Source organism: Erwinia sp. L03-1, assembly GCF_058686115.1.
This window is the reverse complement of the sequence record NZ_CM178762.1, coordinates 3,151,526-3,171,771: the sequence shown is the minus strand read 5'-3', so window position 1 is coordinate 3,171,771 and position 20,246 is coordinate 3,151,526. Positions and strand designations below refer to the sequence as shown.

At 54.8% G+C, this 20,246-nt stretch carries 21 protein-coding genes; 16 read left to right on the top strand and 5 right to left on the bottom strand.

The genetic code is table 11. The annotated features are described in order from the left end of the window. Positions 1-21 precede the first annotated feature (21 nt). On the top strand, positions 22-231 hold the full coding sequence (chiQ, locus tag AC4PCC_RS14615; RefSeq protein ID WP_492124994.1) for a ChiQ/YbfN family lipoprotein: 210 nt from the start codon (positions 22-24) through the stop codon (positions 229-231). Next, a complete protein-coding gene (locus AC4PCC_RS14610) occupies positions 231-2,885 on the top strand; it encodes a beta-N-acetylhexosaminidase (RefSeq protein WP_492124993.1) in 2,655 nt (884 codons plus the stop codon). The genes chiQ and AC4PCC_RS14610 overlap by 1 nt, the downstream gene beginning before the upstream one ends. Before the next feature lie 61 nt (positions 2,886-2,946). Here AC4PCC_RS14610 and fur read toward each other — a convergent pair whose 3' ends face one another. From fur to ybfF, 4 genes are all read right to left on the bottom strand, one after another. Beyond that, positions 2,947-3,390: a ferric iron uptake transcriptional regulator gene (fur, locus tag AC4PCC_RS14605; protein ID WP_067702332.1), complete on the bottom strand. Its 444-nt coding sequence runs from the start codon at positions 3,388-3,390 to the stop codon at positions 2,947-2,949. Between the two features lie 374 nt (positions 3,391-3,764). Next, positions 3,765-4,295: a flavodoxin FldA gene (gene fldA, locus AC4PCC_RS14600; protein WP_067702335.1), complete on the bottom strand. Its 531-nt coding sequence runs from the start codon at positions 4,293-4,295 to the stop codon at positions 3,765-3,767. A 163-nt stretch (positions 4,296-4,458) separates the two neighbouring features. Next, a complete protein-coding gene (gene ybfE, locus AC4PCC_RS14595) occupies positions 4,459-4,740 on the bottom strand; it encodes a LexA regulated protein (protein WP_067702338.1) in 282 nt (93 codons plus the stop codon). Between the two features lie 147 nt (positions 4,741-4,887). Next, a complete protein-coding gene (gene ybfF, locus AC4PCC_RS14590) occupies positions 4,888-5,652 on the bottom strand; it encodes an esterase (RefSeq protein WP_492124992.1) in 765 nt (254 codons plus the stop codon). Between the two features lie 258 nt (positions 5,653-5,910). Between ybfF and seqA the strand changes: the two genes are divergently transcribed. Both seqA and pgm read left to right on the top strand, forming a co-directional pair. Further along, entirely contained in the window at positions 5,911-6,453 is a 543-nt protein-coding gene (gene seqA / locus AC4PCC_RS14585; RefSeq protein ID WP_492127532.1) for a replication initiation negative regulator SeqA, read from the top strand. Positions 6,454-6,484: 31 nt separating this feature from the next. Next, positions 6,485-8,125, top strand: a complete 1,641-nt coding sequence (gene pgm / locus AC4PCC_RS14580; RefSeq protein ID WP_067702344.1) for a phosphoglucomutase (alpha-D-glucose-1,6-bisphosphate-dependent) — start codon at positions 6,485-6,487, stop codon at positions 8,123-8,125. A gap of 53 nt (positions 8,126-8,178) precedes the next feature. Here the strand turns inward: pgm and kdpE are convergent, their stop codons facing one another. Then, entirely contained in the window at positions 8,179-8,862 is a 684-nt protein-coding gene (gene kdpE / locus AC4PCC_RS14575) for a two-component system response regulator KdpE (RefSeq protein WP_492124991.1), read from the bottom strand. Between the two features lie 331 nt (positions 8,863-9,193). On the opposite strand from kdpE, the gene AC4PCC_RS14570 reads away from it, so the two are divergent. The 12 genes from AC4PCC_RS14570 (at position 9,194) to AC4PCC_RS14515 (ending at position 20,102) form a co-directional block, all read left to right on the top strand. Beyond that, positions 9,194-9,400, top strand: coding sequence for a YbfA family protein (locus AC4PCC_RS14570; RefSeq protein WP_492124990.1), 207 nt, complete (start codon positions 9,194-9,196; stop codon positions 9,398-9,400). 118 nt (positions 9,401-9,518) lie between these two features. Beyond that, positions 9,519-10,475, top strand: a complete 957-nt coding sequence (locus AC4PCC_RS14565; RefSeq protein WP_492124989.1) for a YbgA family protein — start codon at positions 9,519-9,521, stop codon at positions 10,473-10,475. Positions 10,476-10,492: 17 nt separating this feature from the next. After that, positions 10,493-11,914, top strand: coding sequence for a deoxyribodipyrimidine photo-lyase (gene phrB / locus AC4PCC_RS14560; RefSeq protein WP_492124988.1), 1,422 nt, complete (start codon positions 10,493-10,495; stop codon positions 11,912-11,914). 17 nt (positions 11,915-11,931) lie between these two features. Further along, on the top strand, positions 11,932-12,675 hold the full coding sequence (locus AC4PCC_RS14555; RefSeq protein WP_492124987.1) for a type 2 GTP cyclohydrolase I: 744 nt from the start codon (positions 11,932-11,934) through the stop codon (positions 12,673-12,675). Positions 12,676-12,852: 177 nt separating this feature from the next. After that, entirely contained in the window at positions 12,853-13,509 is a 657-nt protein-coding gene (pxpB, locus tag AC4PCC_RS14550; protein ID WP_492124986.1) for a 5-oxoprolinase subunit PxpB, read from the top strand. Beyond that, positions 13,503-14,435 carry a 5-oxoprolinase subunit PxpC gene (pxpC, locus tag AC4PCC_RS14545; protein ID WP_492124985.1) on the top strand — a complete coding sequence of 311 codons (933 nt, stop codon included), beginning with the start codon at positions 13,503-13,505 and terminating at the stop codon, positions 14,433-14,435. Before pxpB ends, pxpC begins: the two co-directional genes overlap by 7 nt. Next, positions 14,425-15,165 carry a 5-oxoprolinase subunit PxpA gene (gene pxpA, locus AC4PCC_RS14540; protein ID WP_492124984.1) on the top strand — a complete coding sequence of 247 codons (741 nt, stop codon included), beginning with the start codon at positions 14,425-14,427 and terminating at the stop codon, positions 15,163-15,165. Before pxpC ends, pxpA begins: the two co-directional genes overlap by 11 nt. 78 nt (positions 15,166-15,243) lie before the next feature. Continuing rightward, on the top strand, positions 15,244-15,972 hold the full coding sequence (locus AC4PCC_RS14535; RefSeq protein ID WP_492124983.1) for a DUF969 domain-containing protein: 729 nt from the start codon (positions 15,244-15,246) through the stop codon (positions 15,970-15,972). After that, positions 15,972-16,961: a DUF979 domain-containing protein gene (locus AC4PCC_RS14530; protein ID WP_492124982.1), complete on the top strand. Its 990-nt coding sequence runs from the start codon at positions 15,972-15,974 to the stop codon at positions 16,959-16,961. Before AC4PCC_RS14535 ends, AC4PCC_RS14530 begins: the two co-directional genes overlap by 1 nt. A gap of 7 nt (positions 16,962-16,968) precedes the next feature. Next, a complete protein-coding gene (gene pcp / locus AC4PCC_RS14525; protein ID WP_492124981.1) occupies positions 16,969-17,616 on the top strand; it encodes a pyroglutamyl-peptidase I in 648 nt (215 codons plus the stop codon). A 24-nt stretch (positions 17,617-17,640) separates the two neighbouring features. After that, positions 17,641-18,432 carry an endonuclease VIII gene (gene nei, locus AC4PCC_RS14520; RefSeq protein WP_492124980.1) on the top strand — a complete coding sequence of 264 codons (792 nt, stop codon included), beginning with the start codon at positions 17,641-17,643 and terminating at the stop codon, positions 18,430-18,432. Between the two features lie 1,190 nt (positions 18,433-19,622). After that, positions 19,623-20,102 carry an Hcp family type VI secretion system effector gene (locus tag AC4PCC_RS14515; RefSeq protein WP_492124979.1) on the top strand — a complete coding sequence of 160 codons (480 nt, stop codon included), beginning with the start codon at positions 19,623-19,625 and terminating at the stop codon, positions 20,100-20,102. Positions 20,103-20,246 lie beyond the last annotated feature (144 nt).

Below are 20,246 nucleotides of genomic sequence, written 5' to 3'. Positions count from 1 at the left end.
CGAAAACCACGGAGGTGTGAAATGAATAAAATATTACTGCTCATCGCCAGTGTGCTGGCGTTAGTCGCCTGCTCGTCAGGCCCTGCGTCGCGCCCTGAGCGTATACCGGCGCTGGACTATCAGCATTGCCTTGATGCAGAGCAGATGGGCGGCGGCGATGAGGTTCAGGATCGCTGTGGCAGGCTGTCTGAAGAGATTGAACAAAAAAACCAGAAGGAACAGGTGAAATAATGAAAATGTACAAAAGTGCGATTGCGGCGGCGCTGATATCGGCGCTCGGCAGCACGGGTGCGCTGGCGGATCAGCAGCTGGTCGACAGGATCAGTCAGTTTGGCGTTAAGTATAAGGTGACCGATAACCATGCTGCCTGGAATGGCGTGGACTGCGCCGCGCTGGGCGCTGACTGGGCTTCCTGCAACCGGGCCACCCTCACCTTAACCAACCCGGGCGAGGCGCTTAACAGTAAAGACTGGGCCATTTACATGTCCAACGTGCATAAAACGCTTAAGGTCGATAGCGATCAGTTTCGCATGGTGCACGTCGTCGGCGACCTGACCCGGCTTGAGCCGACGGATAAATTCACCGGCTTTGCCGCCGGAGCATCGGTGGATATTCCGATTATCAATGAGTACTGGCAGTTGTTTATCACCGACGTAATGCCACGCTGGTATGTTACCTCCAGCAACGCCAGCCCAAAAATCATCGCCATAACGGATACGGAAGAGCTGTCCCGCTTCGTTGAACCCTTTGGCGATCAATGGCGACGTACGCCGGATGACAAAAACGTGCTGATGAACGCGGCCAGCCGCTTTGCTAAAAACAGCGATGTGGCCACGCTCCCGGCGCAAACTCTGCGTGGGCAGATTGTACCTACGCCGATGAGCGTGGAGATCTACAGTGGGGACGCCGACCTGTCATCAGGCGTAAGGTTCGATTTCACCACGTTATCGGCCGATCAGGCCGATGCTCTGCGTCAGCGTTTCAGTTTACTGGGCGTTCAGGAACGGGCTAACGGCTATACCATCAAGACCCGGATTGCTGCCAGCGCGCTGGGGAAACAGCAGTCCATCCCGGGCGGCTATCAGCTAACCATTGGCGAAACCCAGGCAGAGGTGACCGGCTTCGATCAGCGCGGCGTGATGAATGGCGTACAGTCGATACTTTCACTCATCCCCGCTGACGGCCTCAAAATTGCGACGCTGAAAGCAGCCGATGCACCGCGTTTCCCTTATCGTGGGGTATTCCTCGATGTTGCCCGTAATTTTCATAGCAAAGAGGCAATTTTACGGCTGCTGGATCAGATGGCGGCCTGGAAGCTGAACGTCTTTCACTTCCATCTTTCTGACGATGAAGCCTGGCGCATTGAGATCCCCGGTTTGCCAGAGCTGACCGATGTAGGAAGTAAACGCTGCCACGATCTCACCGAGAAAACCTGCCTGCTGCCACAGCTGGGATCGGGGCCTTTCAGCAATAATAACGGCTCGGGGCATTTCAGCCGCCAGGACTATATTGATATCGTCAAATACGCAGGGGCCCGGGGTATTGAGGTGATCCCGGAAATTGATATGCCTGCGCATGCCCGGGCGGCGGTGGTGTCGATGGAGGCACGCTATGCCCGCCTGATGGCCGGGGGGAAACAGGCCGACGCCGAGGCATACCGGCTGGTGGATCCCACCGACGACTCCAATACCACCTCCGTCCAGCTTTACGATCGTACCAGCTATCTCAATCCCTGCCTGACATCCTCGCTGCGCTTTACCGACAAGGTGATTAGTGAAATCCAGGCGATGCATCTGGCGGCGGGACAGCCAATGAAGGCCTGGCATTTTGGCGGTGATGAAGCGAAAAATATTCGTCTTGGCGCAGGCTATACCGATAAGACGAAGCCCGAAGAAGGTAAAGGCAGGCTGGATATGCGCCAGGAAGATAAACCCTGGGCAAAATCTTCCGTCTGTCAGGCGATGATCAAAGCGGGAAAAATAGCTGACCTTGATCACCTTCCGAGCTATTTTGCGCGGGAAGTTAGCAAGCAGGTCGATGCGCACGGCATCGAGAAAATGCAGGCGTGGCAGGATGGCCTGAAGGATGCTGAAAATGCGGGTGCCTTCGCCACGAAGCGCGTGGCGGTGAATTTCTGGGATACGCTTTACTGGGGAGGGTATGACAGCGCTAACGACTGGGCCAACAAGGGCTACGAGGTGATCGTCTCCAACCCGGACTACGTCTATCTCGATTTCCCCAACGAAGTTAATCCGCTTGAGCGGGGCTACTATTGGGGAACCCGTTTCAGCGACGAGCGCAAAATGTTTAGCTTTGTGCCGGATAACCTGCCGCAGAACGCAGAAATGTCGTTTGATCGCGATGGTAAAACATTTACGGCAAAATCCGACAAGCCCTGGCCTGGCGCCACCGGACTCTCTGCCCAGCTGTGGAGCGAGACGGTACGCACTGACGGACAGATGGAATATATGATGTTTCCGCGTCTGCTGGCCGTGGCCGAGCGAGCATGGCACCGCGCGGGCTGGGAGCAGGATTACCAGCCAGGAAAAGCCTTTACCCGGGGCGAGACGCATTTTGTCGATAGTAAGGCTCAGTTGAAAGAGTGGCAGCGTTTTGCCAACCTGCTGGGTCAACGCGAGCTGTCGAAGCTGGATCGTCGGGGAATTGAGTACCGCATCCCGGTACCGGGCGCGCGTATTATTGGCGGAATGCTGGAGGCGAATATCGCGCTGCCTGGCATCGCCATTGAGTACAGCGTTGATGCAGGCAGAAGCTGGCAGCGCTATGAGGCCACGGCTAAACCGCAAGTTGAGGAGGAGGGTAACGTCCTGGTGCGCGCGGTCAGCGCCGACGGCAAGCGCTACAGCAGGGTGGAGGAAGTCTGAAAAAAGCGTAAAAAAAAGCCGGTGATGATCACCGGTTTTTTATGTTGGGCAACGCGGAAGATTATTTGTCGTGAAGCGTTTCGTCTTCACGGCAGTCACCTGTGGTGCAGTGGCCGTAAAGATAAAGACTGTGGTTGCTGAGTTTAATACCGTGGCGGGTAGCGATATCACGCTGACGTGTCTCGATAGACTCATCGCTGAATTCAATCACTTTTCCGCAGTCCAGACAGATCAGGTGATCGTGATGCTGCTGCTGGGTCAGTTCGAATACGGACTTGCCGCCTTCAAAGTTATGACGCGTTACAATCCCTGCATCATCAAACTGGTTGAGTACGCGGTAGACCGTTGCCAGCCCAATCTCTTCGCCCATATCAATCAGGCGTTTATATAAATCTTCCGCACTGACGTGATGGCTCTCTGGTACCTGAAGCACTTCCAGAATTTTCAGTCGGGGAAGCGTGACTTTCAGGCCGGCCTTCTTTAATGCGGTATTGTTGTCAGTCATGCGGATATTGTCCTGTTACTTTGCTAGTCACTAAGTGGCTGAAAAGCCTTAAACATCGGTCGACGCAGAAAGCTAGGTGCGTCTCATTATAGAACTGATACTTCAAAATGGAAACCACGAGTGGGATGCGCACCGCTGTGGGATGTAAAGTTGAGAACCCGATACGTCCAGGAAAGCAAACGCCCAATAAAAACGGGATTAACATTTTGCTCAGCACTCTTATCGCTCGTTGAGCGAGGAACGCTGAATAAGTGAGGTGACCGATGGCGATATTTTACAGATTTGCAGATGAAAATTACAAAGATGTACCTATTACTTCTACAGGTAAAACCACTGGCCCGATATGAGACATCGCCCACATCAGGCCGCTGCACTCAGGCTTCAAGAATCTCTTTCAGCTGCAGCTCGTCAAAAATCTGTTTAACCCATTGTTCGGTACGTTGCTGGGTCAACTCAGGCTGACGGTCTTCGTCAATGGCCAGACCGAGGAAATGGTTGTCATCCGCCAGCCCTTTGGAGGCCTCGAAATGGTAACCCGCCGTTGGCCAGTGCCCGACAATCACCGCGCCCCTGGGCTCAATGATGTCGCGGATGGTGCCCATGGCATCGCAGAAGTACTCGGCATAGTCTTCCTGATCGCCACAGCCAAACAGCGCCACCAGCTTGCCGTTGAAGTCGATCTCTTCCAGGGTCGGAAAGAAGTCGTCCCAGTCGCACTGCGCTTCGCCGTAGTACCAGGTGGGAATACCCAGCAGCAAAATATCAAAGGCTTCAAGATCTTCTTTGCTGCTTTTAGCGATATCGTGAACGTCAGCAACGTCAGTGCCAAGCTGCTTTTGAATCACTTTTGCAAGATTTTCGGTATTGCCCGTATCGCTGCCAAAGAAAATGCCTACGATTGCCATGAGTTTAATAACCTCTTGAAACTTAATGATATGAGATGGCTAACTTAAAAAAGATAACGGCAATGATAGCAGACAGCCACAGGGGGATAAACGAGTAATCCTCCTGCTTTTGTCGCATTGTGCTGTGCCCTCAGCTGTCCCTGACCGCGAAATAACCACCGCTTCAGGGGTTCTGGCTGGCTAACTGCGCCATCACCATCTCTTCAATCAGCTCGCTGCGGCTCATATTACGCTGGTCAGCAAGGTGATTAAGGGCATCAACCGCATCGCTATTGATTTTCAGCTCGACGCGCTTAAGCCCGCGCACTTTATCACGCTTAAGCTGATTGCGTTTGTTGATGCGCAGCTGCTCATCACGCGTCAGCGGATTAGTTTTAGGTCGTCCCGGACGGCGTTCGTCTGCAAAGAGATCGATCGTGGTGCGGTCCGTGTTTTCTTTTGCCATAGAATCGTGGTACTGAAGGCTGGAGTTCTGATGGATTGAGCCATGTTGCCAAAGGGATTTTCACCCGCGACAAAATTTTAGCGCGCCATCATACCCCAGTGAAAGTCGAGACGACAACGATTTAACAATTTGAGGGAGCATTTGTTTCTAACGCGCATAAAAACGGCTAATTGCGCGCAGAACCGCATCAGGTTTCTCTGCATGTACCCAGTGTCCGGCACCGGCAATCACATGTGCGCGTGCCTGGGGGAACTGCGCCAGCAGGGCGTCACGCCACCTGTCGTCAAGGTAGGATGAGCGTTCGCCGCGGATAAAAAGCGCCGGATGCGGCCAGGCGGGGATCGGCTGCCAGTCGATGATCTCTGGGTACCGGGCCTCCAGCGCCCTGACGTTAAAGCGCCAGCTCCCCTCGTGAAAGGACTTCAGCAGAAACTGAATCACCCCTTCTTCCTCTATTGTCTGGCGCATCAGCGCGGCGGCTTCGCTGCGGGTGGTTATTCCCGCTGCCGTCACGGCGTTCAGTGCGGCAAAAATGGCGTCATGATGGCGTTCAGGGTAAGCGACGGGCGCAATATCAATCACCACCAGCTTGCCTGCCCGCTCCGGCGCAGCCGCCGTCAGTGCCATGGCGATTTTTCCGCCCATCGAATGGCCTGCAAGGTCAAAACGCGCAATCCCCAGCTCATCAAGCGTCTCCAGCACGTCCTGCGCCATCGCCGGATAGCTCATCTCATCCGATCGCGGGGAAAGACCATGATTGCGTACGTCAATCTGGACCACCGGACGCGTCTCCTTCAGCTTTCTGGCCAGTACGCCAAGGTTATCCAGGCTGCCAAACAGGCCGTGGATCAGTACGGTGGGTAGATTCGCGGCAGCGGATTGTTCGGTTTGCAAGCGGACATTCAATTTCATAGCAAAGTTCTTACAGTTGAAACGAGGGGTTAGGGTATCATGGATCCACATTTTTCTGCCGAAACGATAAACGGCTTCCAGGCCACCTTTTTGCGGCATAGTCTGACTTTTGCCTGTATTGGGGTCTGGCGCTACACCCTGGCAGGATTTAACTTTATAATCCACATGTTAGAGCTGGTCTGTGAACCGTGCTGCGTAACCGAACCCTGTAACACGGCACCGGGCGGCTCTTATAAGCAATAATCGTACTGGATCATGATGAAAACTATCGAAGTCGACGAAGAGCTGTACCGTTATATCGCCAGCCACACTCAGCATATTGGTGAAAGTGCCTCTGACATTTTACGGCGTATGCTTAAATTCTCAGCCGGTCAGCCGCTGCCAAAGGGCGCAGCAACGCCGCCAGCGATGGCGAAAAGTGCTGCACCTGCGGAAGTACAACCGCGTCCTCAGGATCGCGTCCGTGCCGTACGTGAGCTGCTGCTGTCCGATGAGTATGCCGATCAGAAAAAAGCGGTAAATCGCTTTATGCTGATTCTTTCGACGCTGTACAGTCTTGATCCCAAAGCATTTGCTACAGGCACCGAGTCACTGCTCGGTCGTACGCGCGTCTACTTTGCGGGTAATCAACAAACCCTGGTACAGAACGGCACCCATACCAAGCCGCAGCATATTCCGGGCACGCCGTATTGGGTGATCACCAACACTAACACAGGTCGTAAACGCAGCATGATTGAACATATCATGCAGTCGATGCAGTTCCCGGCGGAGCTGATCGACAAAGTTTGCGGCACCCTCTAACTGATAACCTGATAATCAGGGAGAAGCGCCCATGGCTAATCACCCCCGTGCCGGGCAGCCGGCCCAGCAGAGCGATTTGATTAACGTTGCACAATTGACTTCACAGTATTATGTCCTGCAACCCAACCCGGGCAATGCGGAACATGCGGTGAAATTTGGTACCTCAGGCCATCGCGGCAGTGCAGGGCGTCAGAGCTTTAACGAAACACATATTCTGGCGATTGCGCAGGCGATTGCTGAAGAGCGTACAAAGAATGGTATCACCGGTCCCTGCTACGTAGGGAAAGATACCCACGCGCTGTCTGAACCCGCCATCATTTCCGTACTGGAAGTGCTGGCGGCTAACGGTGTGGACGTTATCGTGCAGCTGGATAATGGTTATACGCCAACCCCTGCAATCTCTAACGCCATTCTTGAGCACAATAAAGCGGGTGGTGCACAGGCAGACGGTATCGTGATTACGCCGTCACACAACCCGCCGGAAGATGGGGGTATCAAATACAATCCACCGAACGGTGGACCGGCCGATACCAACGTTACCAAAGTCGTTGAGGACCGCGCCAACGCGCTGATTCAGGACGGACTGAAAGGCGTGAAGCGTATCGCACTGGATGAAGCATGGGCCAGTGGGCACCTGCAGGAAAAAGACCTTATTCAGCCCTATATCGAAGGTCTGGCACAGATCATTGATATCCCGGCCATTCAGAAAGCAGGCCTGAAAATTGGTGTCGACCCGCTGGGCGGCTCCGGTATCGCTTACTGGCAGCGTATTGCCGAGTTCTACAAGCTGGATCTGACCATCGTGAATGATTCAGTGGATCAGACCTTCCGCTTTATGCATCTCGATAAAGATGGCGTGATCCGCATGGACTGCTCGTCTGAAAGCGCGATGGCGGGCCTGCTGGCGCTACGTGATAAGTTCGATCTGGCGTTTGCCAACGATCCTGATTATGACCGCCACGGCATTGTTACTCCTGCAGGGCTGATGAATCCGAACCATTATCTGGCCGTCGCGATTAATTACCTGTTTCAGCATCGTCCTCAGTGGGGCAGCGATGTGGCCGTCGGCAAAACGCTGGTCTCCAGCGCGATGATCGACCGCGTGGTCAATGATATTGGCCGCAGGCTGGTGGAAGTGCCGGTCGGCTTCAAATGGTTCGTCGACGGACTGTTTGACGGCAGCTTTGGCTTCGGCGGCGAAGAGAGTGCAGGGGCCTCCTTCCTGCGCTTTGACGGTACGCCGTGGTCAACGGATAAAGATGGCATCATCATGTGCCTGCTGGCGGCAGAAATTACCGCGGTAACCGGTAAAAACCCGCAGCAGCATTACGACGAACTGGCACAGCGGTTTGGCGCACCCAGCTACAATCGCCTGCAGGCATCCGCCACGTCGGCGCAAAAAGCGGCGCTGTCGAAGCTTTCTCCTGAAATGGTCAGTGCCGATACGCTGGCCGGTGACCCGATCACCGCCCGCCTGACGGCAGCGCCGGGCAACGGTGCGTCAATTGGTGGTCTGAAAGTGATGACGGAGAACGGCTGGTTCGCTGCGCGTCCTTCCGGTACGGAAGATGCGTACAAAATCTACTGTGAAAGCTTCCTCGGTGCTGAGCATCGCGAGAAGATTGAAAAAGAAGCGGTTGAGATTGTCAGTGAAGTGCTGAAAAACGCCTGATTATTCAGGGTGGAACCGCAAAAAAGGCGCTATTCGTAGCGCCTTTTTTTCGTTCAGGGCATAAAACGGTAGCCTATGCCGGTTTCGGTGATCAGATAGCGCGGCCTGGCCGGGTCGGCTTCCAGCTTCTGGCGTAAATGCCCCATATAGATGCGCAGATAATGACTGTGCTCCACGGCATTCGGACCCCATACCTGATTCAGCAGCTGACGCTGCGTCATCACTTTACCGGCGTGATTGAGCAGGCTCACCAGCAGGCGAAACTCAATCGGCGTCAGGTGTAAATCCTGCTGGTTCCGCGTAACCCGGCGATCGGCGATATTGACCGTGACATCGCCAAAGCTCACTTCCGGGCTGAGTGCAGACGGACTCGGATCTGCGCGATAGCGCAGTGCGACCCGTACCCTTGCCATCAGCTCGCCCACTCCAAAGGGTTTAGTCAGGAAATCATTAGCACCCGCATCCAGCGCGTCGATTTTGTCCTGTTCATTACTGCGGGCAGAGAGCACCACGATCGGGGAGGCGCTCCACTGGCGAAACTCACGAATAAACTCTCCGCCATCACCGTCAGGTAAACCAAGGTCGAGAATAACCAGGTCGGGTTTGCGGGTGGCCGCTTCAATCAGGCCACGCTGGAGCGTATCGGCATCGTAAACGCGCAGGTCTTCACCCTCCAGCGCGAGGCGTAAGAAGCGGCGGATCTCTTTTTCATCTTCAATAATCAGGATCGTGGTCACGCTGTCTCGCTCAATAAATACATTCGTATGCCAACATTCTGCGGCTTAGCTATAGCTCTCAATCTACCAAATTATTCCCGGCGCTGCACAGATGCCCGTAAAGGCAGACGCGGCACGTCATACTGCCGAAAATAATGGATTATGGTCTTTAAGTTAAATTAAAGTTAATAGGATGTAGCTAATTAACCTTAATGTAACTTTATTACGGTTCAGAGAGGATAAAAGAGAGGATTTATCGCTGAAAGTGGTCAGATGAGATGAAAAATTACACTATAACGCGTATTATTTTCGGCAAATCTTCTCTTATTTTGCTGGCCTGTCGGGAGGGCTTATGCTGCTCTATCACGCTTACTCTTTACATCGAATAATCCTGCGCCGTATCGCGGTGGTTATCATTGGGTTTATCGCACTGCCGGTCATGCTATTTCGTCATGACCGCCCGAGGTTTTACAGCTATCTCCATCGCGTCTGGTCTAAAACCAGCAGCCAGCCGGTCTGGCTGGCGAACTCAGAAGCCGCTGGCTGCGAATTCTATTAATCTCACCCGCTTCGGCGGGTTTTTTTTCCCTTCATTCAGTTTTTCTTAATATTCTCGCCTTTACTGGTACAACTGGGCTACACTTAAACTTCTACAAGAAGTTAGAGGTTGTACAACTATGAGCGAGAAAATTCCTGTTGGCATCAGTGCCTGTCTGCTGGGCGACAAAGTCCGTTTTGACGGCGGACATAAGCGATGCACCTTCGCTACGGATGAACTCGCTCCCTATATTCATTACGAGCCGGCCTGCCCGGAAATGGCCATTGGTCTGCCTGCTCCCCGCCCGGCGCTGCGGCTGATCGATACCGCGGAGAGTAAAACGGAGCTGGCATTCAGTAACGGCCACGGCGAGCCGGTTACCGAAAAAATGCAGCACTATTCCGAACAGCGAGTGGCTAACCTACAGCACTTATGCGGCTACATCGTCTGTGCCAGGTCGCCGACCTGTGGCATGGAACGCGTACGGGTTTACCAGCCGGACAGCAATAATAATCGTAAAGAGGGTGTCGGCGTCTTTACGCGTGAGCTGATGCGCCAAATCCCCTGGCTGCCCGTTGAAGAGGATGGGCGGTTACAGGATGCGCCGCTGCGTGAGAATTTTGTCGAACGCGTATATACCCTCCATGAGTTTAATGCACTGTGGCGGAGTGGGCTGACCCGCGGCAAACTCATCGCTTTTCACAGTCGTTATAAGCTGTCACTGCTGGCACATTCTCAGGCGGAATACCGTGAACTGGGGCGGTTCGTTGCGGCCATTGAAAGCTGGAGTTCACTGGAGGAGTATGCCCTTGAATATCGCCAGCGGCTGATGGATCTGCTGAAACATCCGGCCACGCGGGGCAACCACACTAACGTTCTGATGCATGTTCAGGGCTATTTTCGGCCCCAGCTGAGTTCAAGGCAGCGTCAGGAGCTGGCTTCACTGATTGATCACTACCGACAGGGGCTTCAGCCGCTGCTGGCACCTATCACGCTGTTAAAGCACTACATGTCTGAGTTCCCCGATCCTTATCTCGCGCAGCAGCGCTACTTTGAACCCTATCCGGAAGCGCTTCGACTGCGTTACGGTCACTAAATTTATCAGGGAGATTCATGGTCACCCATCTGGTCTGGATGCGTAACGATCTGCGCATCCACGATAACTACGCCCTAAATGCGGCCTGCCGCGATGCTGATGCCAGGGTTCTGGTGCTGTTTATTGCCACGCCCGTCCAGTGGAAATCACACTCAATGTCCCCCAGACAGGCGGCGTTTATTTTCAGCAGTCTTCAGGACGTGCAACGATCGCTGGCTGAAAAGGGCATACCGCTACACTCTGTCGAGTGCGATGACTTTACCGCCTCGATTGAGGTTCTGAAATCCTTTTGCCAGCAGCATCAGGTCGGACGCATGTTTTACAATTATCAGTACGAGGTTAACGAACGCAACCGCGATGCGGCGGCCGAGCGTGAGCTGTCTGATATTGATGTGGTTTCACAGGGGTTTGATGACAGCCTGCTGCTGCCTCCCGGTAGCGTACTGACCGGCAATCGCGATATGTATAAGGTGTTCACTCCCTTCAGTCGTGCCTTTGTCAAGCGTCTGCATGCTGGCCTGCCGGAGTGCGTTTCCGCACCGGCCGCGCGCGCGGGTGCGCCGCTGCGGGATGTGCCCGCGCTGACGCCCTTTAACTACCCCTTCGAGGAGGTTGATGAAACCCTTTTCCCCAGCGGAGAGGACGCCGCGATTGCGCGCCTGCGCCATTTCTGCCAGCAGACGGTTACCGATTATGCCGATAACCGGGATATTCCGGCGGTGGATGGCACCAGTCGCCTGTCAGTCTATCTGGCCACCGGCGTACTTTCTCCCCGCCAGTGTCTGCACCGCCTGTTGACGGAGCACCCGCAGGCGCTTGACGGCGGCCGGGAATTTGTCTGGCTGAACGAGCTCATTTGGCGTGAGTTTTACCGCCATCTGCTGGTCGCTTACCCTTCACTGTGCCGCTATCAGCCCTTTATTGCCTGGACGCGCGGCGTCAGGTGGCAGAATAATCCCGCGCATTTTGCCGCCTGGCAACAGGGAAAAACCGGTTATCCAATTGTTGACGCTGCCATGTGCCAGCTGAATAAGCTGGGCTGGATGCATAACCGCCTGAGAATGATCGTCGCCAGCTTTTTAATCAAAGATCTGCTGATCGACTGGCGGGAAGGCGAGCGCTACTTTATGTCGCAGCTGGTTGATGGCGATTTGGCCTCGAATAACGGTGGCTGGCAGTGGGCCGCGTCGACGGGGACCGACGCCGCACCCTATTTTCGCATTTTTAATCCCACCACCCAGGGAGAACGCTTTGACCGGCAGGGCGAATTTATCCGTACGTGGCTGCCCGCCCTGAAAGAGGTGCCTGACGAATGGATCCATCAGCCACACAGCTGGGCGGAAAAGAATAATGTCACGCTGGATTATCCGGTCCCGATTGTTGATCATAAAGAGGCGCGCAGGCAGACCCTTGACGCCTATGAGGCCGCGCGAAAATAAGATAATCGGGAATGACTATGCGTAATACAGAGCTTGAACACCTTGTTAATCAGAAACTCAACGCTGCGAGCTTTAGCGACTATGCCCCCAACGGGCTTCAGGTTGAGGGGCGGAAAGCGATCGCTAAAATTATCACCGGCGTGACCGCCTGCCAGGCGCTGCTCGACGAAGCCGTGCGCCTTGGTGCCGACGCGGTTTTGGTACACCACGGTTACTTCTGGAAAAACGAAGCGCCAACCATCAAAGGCATGAAGCGAAACCGCCTGAAAACGCTGCTGGCGAACGATATCAATCTCTATGGCTGGCATCTGCCTTTAGATGCGCATCCCGACCTGGGGAATAATGCACAGCTGGCGAGGCTGCTGGGCATCACCGTCAAAGGCGATGTTCTGCCGCTGGTTCCCTGGGGTGAATTGCAGGATCCATTGACCGGAGAGCAGCTTGCTGCCCGCATCGCTCAGGTGCTTGGCCGTGAGCCACTTCACTGTGGCGATAATGCGCCCGCGCTTATCCGCCGCGTGGCCTGGTGTAGCGGCGGCGGGCAGGGATTTATCGACGATGCCGCCGCCTTTGGCGTGGATGCATTTATTAGTGGGGAAGTGTCGGAACAAACCATCCATAGCGCGCGTGAACAGGGCCTGCACTTCTTTGCTGCGGGGCATCACGCGACGGAACGTGCAGGGATCCGGGCGCTGGGTGAGTGGCTTGCAGAGGCACATGGCCTGGACGTCACCTTTATTGATATTGCTAATCCCGCCTGATAAAACCGGGCGGCGTGCCGTCGCCCGTTATATGCCTCAATGCTCCGCGCAAAACCGCTTATCTCACCCTCATCGCAGTAACGACAGATACACGCCTTGTTGACACCTTAATCACATTTACGCATAACTGTTTGCCTTAATGAGAAAAAAAGCCGCATTGCGGGTCAGGAGGGCGTTTTGCAACAAGCACGTTGTTACCTGTTAGGCGAGCGCGCGGTAGTGCTTGAGCTGGAGCCGCCGGTTTCACTCGGCAGCCAGCAGCGCATTTGGGGGCTGGCGGCAACGCTCAGCGCTCGCCCTGAAGTCACAGAGGTGATACCGGGAATGAACAACATTACGGTACTGCTTAGCGACCCACAGAGCACGGCGCCGGATGCGACTGAATGGATGCAATGCTGGTGGGAGAAGAGCGAGGCGCTGGAGCTGGCAACCCGTCGAATCGAGATCCCGGTGGTCTATGGTGGCCAGGCTGGCCCCGATCTCGAGGTGGTGGCGCGCCACAGCGGCCTTAGCCCGCAGCAGGTGGTGGAGGCGCACGCCGCTGCGGAATATCAGGTCTTCTTTATCGGTTTCCAGCCGGGCTTCCCTTATCTCGCCGGGCTGGATAACCGGTTGCATACGCCGCGTCGCGCCGAGCCGCGCGTGGCGGTTCCGGCCGGTTCGGTGGGTATTGGCGGCAGTCAAACCGGCGTCTATCCTCTGTCCGCGCCGGGCGGATGGCAGCTGATTGGCCATACCTGGGTGGCGCTGTTCGATCCGCAAAACCGCCCGCCGACCTGGCTCAGGCCTGGCGACAGCGTGCGATTTATCCCGCAAAAGGAGGGCATATGCTGAAGATTATTCGCGCCGGAATGAGCACAACGCTACAGGATGCGGGACGGACAGGCTGGCGGGACGCTGGCATCAGCGTCGGAGGCGTATTAGATCATCCAGCAATGGAAACGGCCAATATGCTGGTGGGCAACCCCAGGCAGAGCGCCGTGCTGGAGATAACCCTGGGGCAGTTTTGTGCAGAGTTCGGGCGCGACGGCTGGATGGCGCTTACCGGTGCGGGATGCAGTGCGGATATTGACGGCCAGCCGGTGTGGACCGGCTGGCGTACGGCGGTAAGTAAGGGTCAGCGCCTGACGCTAAAAATGCCGCAGCGCGGTATGCGGAGCTATCTGGCGCTTGACGGCGGCTTTGACATATTGCCGGTACTGGGTTCGTGCAGCACGGATGTTAAAGCGGGCTTTGGCGGCTTCGGGGGGAGAAAACTCGAAGAGGGCGACCTGCTGCCGCAGGCCGTACCGCAGCAGCGCTTTAGCAAGCCTGTTGGCGTTCGTCAGCTGCTGTTTGGCAACCGCATCCGCGCCATGGCTGGCCCTGAATTTCATGAGTTCAGCCCGGAGAGCCGGGCGGCCTTCTGGCGGACCGGCTGGCAGCTTAACCCGCAGAGTAATCGTATGGGCTATCGCCTGCAGGGCAGGGCGCTTAAACGCATCGCCACGCGGGATATGCTGTCGCACGGACTGATGCCCGGCGTCATTCAGGTTCCACCCAACGGTCAGCCCATTGTGCTGATGGCCGACGCGCAGACCACCGGCGGCTATCCCCGTATTGGCTGCGTGATCGAGGCCGATCTTTATCACCTTGCGCAGATCCGGCTGGGTGAACCGATCCACTTTGTTCACTGCACGTTAGAAGAGGCGCTACAGGCAAAACGCGAACGTCAGCGCTCACTCGATCAGATGGCCTGGGGGTTAGCACATGAAGGTTGATTTAAACGCCGATCTCGGCGAAGGGTGCGGCAACGACCACGCCCTGCTACAGCTGGTCTCCTCTGCCAATATTGCCTGCGGTTTTCACGCGGGTGATGCAGAGACCATGCTGCAAAGCGTGCGCTGGGCGCTGGCCAGTGGCGTGGCGATTGGCGCCCACCCCAGCTTCCCCGATCGTGAAAATTTCGGCCGCACGCGTATGACGCTGCCGCCCGGGGTCGTATACGCCCAGGTGGTTTACCAGATTGGCGCACTGAAGGCGATGGCGGAGAGTGAAGGGGGAAGTCTGGCGCACGTTAAGCCGCACGGGATGCTCTATAACCAGTCCGCGCAGGATCCCGCGCTGGCCGACGCCATCGCCCGTGCGGTGAAAGCGGTGGATCCCAGGCTGGTGCTGGTAGGGCTGGCAAACAGCGAATCAATCCGCGTGGCGCAGGCTCTGGGGCTGAGCACCCGGGAAGAGGTGTTTGCCGATCGCGGCTATCAGTCAGATGGTTCACTGGTGCCGCGCGCTCAGCCTGGCGCGCTGGTCGACAGTGACGAACAGGCGATAGCCCAGACGCTGGGCATGGTCGCGCGTGGTGAGGTGCAAAGTCTGAGCGGCGAGTGGGTGCGGGTGCGGGCAGAAACGGTTTGTTTACACGGGGACGGCGCACATGCGCTGGCCTTTGCCCGCCAGCTGCGCAATGCCTTTGCCGAACAGCATATCCTTGTGACCAGCGAACGCTAATTTAAAAAGCGGGCAGGGTGCAATATTTTCAGTTTCCCGGTACGGCGCGGGCGATATTCAGAGAAACCAGGAGAAGAGATGGAAACTGTAGTGAATTTGTGGCCGCTGGCCGGTATCGCAGCGATTATTGTGGGTTTTTTACTGCGCTTTAATCCGGTGGTGGTGGTGCTGATTGCCGGCTGGATCACCGGGCTGGCAGCCCATATGCCGATCGGCGATATCCTGGATAAGATCGGCTCCGGCTTCCTTAATACGCGCAATCTGGCGCTGATCCTGCTGCTGCCGCTGCCGATTATCGGACTGCTTGAGCGGCATGGCTTGAAAGAGCGCGCACAGGCGTGGATAGCCCAAATCAAAACGGCGACGGCGGGGCGTCTGCTGATAGTTTATCTGCTGGTTCGCGAAATCACCGCCGCCATGGGGCTGACCAGCCTGGGCGGGCATCCACAGATGGTGCGCCCGCTGCTGGCCCCAATGGCCGAGGGCGCAACGGAAAACCGCTACGGCGAGCTGCCGCCTGAGGTGCGCTATCGGCTACGCGCGATGGCGGCGGCGACCGATAACGTCGGGCTGTTCTTTGGCGAGGACGTATTCGTTGCCTTTGGGGCCATCATATTTATGCATAATTTTATGCAGGAATCGGCGGGGATCCAGACCGAGCCGCTGCATATTGCCGCATGGGGTTTACCTACGGCACTCTGCGCTTTTCTGATCCATGCGTTCCGCCTGCGGCGTCTGGATAAGTCCCTGGCGGCCGAACTCTCGGCGCTGAACGGCACGGCCCTGAAAGCCAAAGGAGAACGCTAATGTTTCAACAGCACTATCTCTTCTGGCTGGCGGGTATCATTCTGCTGGTGGTCGCGGGCATGTCATGGCGTGATAAGGCTAATCCCCGCCGTCTGACGACCGGACTGTTTTGGGCGCTGTACGGCGCGATCTTTTTTATCGGGGACGGCGCGGAAAACCTGCTGGGGGCGCGTAACCTGCATATCCTCACCGGCGTTCTGGTGGTGATCACCGCGCTTATTGCCGGGCTGGGCGGCGTAAAACTGGGCTCTTATCATCAGCGCAGCCAGCAGCAGCGTGATGAGAGTGCCGCACGGCTGCGTAACCGCCTGTTTCTGCCCGCGCTGGCAATTCCGGTCGTGACCGTAGCAGGGGTAGTGGCGTTTAATAATCTGCCCGGCCTGCAAAACGCCGTATTTGGTGCGGGTAATCATGCCACCCTGGTCACGCTGTTTAGCATGATGGTCGGCTGCCTGACGGGCTGGCTGATTGCGCTAAAAATGACCCGGGATACCCCGGCGCAGTCGGTTCAGGAGGCGCGCCGCCTGCTGGATGCCATCGGCTGGGCCTTTATACTGCCGCAGCTGCTGGCGACGCTGGGGCTGCTGTTTACCAGCGCGGGCGTGGGGACTGCGATTGCGCACCTGACGGAAACCTATCTGGCCGTTAATAACCGCTTTGTCGCCGTCGCCAGCTATGCCATCGGCATGGCGCTGCTGACCATGGTGATGGGCAATGCGTTTGCCGCCTTCCCGATTGTTACCGCCGGTATTGGCATTCCGGTCCTGGTGCTCCAGCACCACGGCAATCCGGCGGTGATGGCGGCAATAGGGATGTTCTCGGGCTACTGCGGCACGCTGATGACGCCGATGGCGGCTAATTTCAATATCGTCCCGGCTGCGCTGCTGGAGCTACCCGATCGCAACGCGGTGATCAAAGCTCAGGTGCCGACCGGCGTGCTATTGTTAATAGTGAATATTTTCCTGCTCTGGTATCTGATGTTTCTGTGAGGCTTAGATGAAAACGGTTCTGATTACTGCCTTCGAACCTTTTGACGGCGAGCGGATGAATCCCTCATGGGAGGCGGTCCGCCACCTGCATGAGCGAATGATTTGTGGGGCGCACGTCGTGGCTAAACAGCTACCCTGCGTATTTGATGAGTCTCTGAGGGTGCTTAATGAGACGCTGGATGCACTCAAACCTGACCTGGTTATTGCCGTCGGCCAGGCGGGAGGACGGACCGATATCAGCGTTGAACGGGTGGCAATCAATATCAATGATGCGCGCATTCCCGATAACGCCGGCAATCAGCCGATTGATGAGGCCATCGTCGATGGCGGTCCGGCAGCCTATTTTTCTACTCTGCCTGTAAAGGCCATAGTGGAAGGGATCCGCGAGGCGGGTATTCCGGCAACGGTGTCGCAGACTGCGGGTACCTATGTCTGCAACCACGTGATGTATGGCCTGCTGCACGCCCTGGCTAAGCAGAAAGACCCGGTGCGCGGCGGCTTTATCCATATTCCCCTGCTGCCTGAGCAGGCGGTTAAGCATCCAGGCCTGGCGAGTATGCCGGTGCAGACGGTAGGCCTGGCGCTGGAAATGGCGATAAGTATTGCCCTGACCGTTGAGGAAGATCGTCGTCTGGAAGGCGGCGCAACGCATTAACCTGTTATCTGGAGGGCATATTTGATGCCAGAAGGACCTGAAATTCGCCGTGCGGCCGACACGCTGGAAAAGGCAATTAAAGGCAAAACGCTGACCGACGTGTGGTTCGCGTTCCCTGAACTGAAAGTGTGGCAGCCGGTGCTGCTTGGTGAACGCATCGAGGCTATTGAGACCCGTGGTAAAGCGATACTCAGCCACTTTTCCAGCGGTCAGACGCTCTACAGCCACAATCAGCTTTACGGCGTCTGGCGCGTGACCGACAGCGGTAAAACGCCTGACTCTAATCGCGTACTGCGCGTCAGGCTGGGGGCGGAGGATAAAACTATTCTGCTCTATAGCGCCTCGGACATTGAGATGCTGGACCGCAATTCGCTGACAATGCATCCTTTCCTGCAGCGCGTGGGGCCAGACGTACTGGATATGTCGCTGACCGTGGCCGAGGTGGCGGGCCGCCTGCTTTCAACGCGTTTTCATCGGCGTCAGTTCAGCGGTCTGCTGCTGGATCAGGCTTTTCTGGCCGGGCTTGGCAATTACCTGCGGGTTGAAATTCTCTGGCAGGCGGGGATTGCCGCACACCATCGCGCTCAGGATTTGTCGCCCGAGGCGCTGCAACGACTGGCGGAGGCGCTGCTGGCGGTGCCGCGCCTTTCGTATCAGACGCGGGGCGTAGTCAGTGAAAAACGGCATCACGGCGCATTATTTCGTTTTAAGGTCTTTCATCGCGAAGGGAAGGCGTGCGAGCGCTGCGGCGGCATCATCGAGCGTACCACGCTTTCATCGCGGCCCTTTTACTGGTGCCCGGGGTGCCAGCATTAAGGGGGGCTGTGCTGAGGGTGAGGCGCAGCCTAAGGAAGTAAGGCCAGCGGCTGGGATCTGTTTCCCCGCCGGGTTCCTCCTTTTTGGCCGCAGACGTTTGCATATATGGGTGGAAAGGTTGTCTGCGCTCCCCGCCTGTCTTAATCTGTTTATACACCCTGGCGGTTATTCAAGACGTCTGTGCAATGGATATTTTTATCAATACCCTAACATAGCGAACTTTCTGCTACGCGCCTTTTTATTAAGGTTTGGTGAATATGAAATAATTGATTTGTATTTTACAACGACTAAAGGGTTGATTGGGCAATTTCAGTTAAGTCACTAAGTCAGTCATATACATTTCATTTTTAGAAGTTTTATAGAGAAAACGTCACTTTAAAACCGAAGACGTCTCGTATTATGACACTGATGAAGTGTAAAAAGCTTTATAGTAATGTTATGTAAAATATTGAGCCATGTTACAGAGTTGCTTTTTTAAATAATTTATTGGCAGCAGCGTACAGGCTGGAAGAACGAGATAATCAAACCTTAGCCAGAAGAGAATAGATCTCCCTCACACTTTATTGCCCTTCCAATTTACTTCATCATTATAAGTAAGTACCCTTTCGCTGCTAAATAACAGGAGTAAATACTGTGCATGGATCGGATTATTTGAGGATGAAGCTACAGAGTGACAGGCAGCTCTCTATCTATACTCAACAGGGATTCAGCTCATTTTCGCAAGCAACCAAAAACGCATTATCCGATATCTCTGCGGGCATAGAAAGGGTTAGCTGGTATTCATCCAGGTTTTAGGTATAGATCATAAGGCAGCTTTAGCTGCCAGAAAATTAAAAATATTTGCACCTCGCTACTTTGCCATCCTGTATACCGCACAACTGGAAATGTTGTATTATTTTATTGAACCTGTGCTGGAAGAAATTATCAACACAGCACAAATGAAAGCCAATCTGGTTCCAGATGAATTGTACAGAGAGGTGAGAAGTAAGTTCAATGTTTAAGAGCCTGATTTCAATTTTTCTTTCTGACCTGATTTTTCCTGTTGTTATCATTGGTAGCTGGTGTATCTGTGTGCTTTATATCCCCTCTTATGGTGTACTGTGCGGATTCATATTCACTATTATATGGATAACTGTGTTTGCAACTTTCACGAAAAAGTTTGATAAATATAAATAGCATAAGGAGTTATCGTGTCCAATCCCGCTTATTTATGGCTAACAGATGAAAATGATTCCCCTGTTACTGGAGGTTCACTTGTTAGTGGTCGAGTCGGTGCTATAGAATTAAAATCTTTCACACACAATGTGAGCATTCCTACTGATAGCCAGACAGGAAGACTGACAGGAACCCGTGTGCACAGTCCTATACTATTCCAAAAGGAATTTGATATAGTTACTCCTCTCTTATATAAAGCCCTTAGTCAGGGGGCTACGCTGAAATCAGCTATCATCAGGATGTATCAAATTCTTGATGCTGGAATAGAGCAAGAGTATTTTAATATCATTTTGAGTAACGTTAAAATTACTTCGATTACGCCAGATCTTTACGCTGGTGCGATGACTGGCACGCATCTTGAATCAATAATGCTACGTTATGAATCCATCTTATGGAAACATGTTGATGGAAATATCCAGTACAAAGATGAGTGGAATCACAGGGCTACTTACTAAGCGTAGGGCGCTAACCGGTCCGACTTTTCCAAATGCGAGAGATTTAAACTGATAAATACAACGATTTTCGGAGATTACCCTAAACGGTGAGCATAGCCCACCGTTAAGCTTAAGCGCGAAGGCTTCAGCCCGCCCGGACGGTTT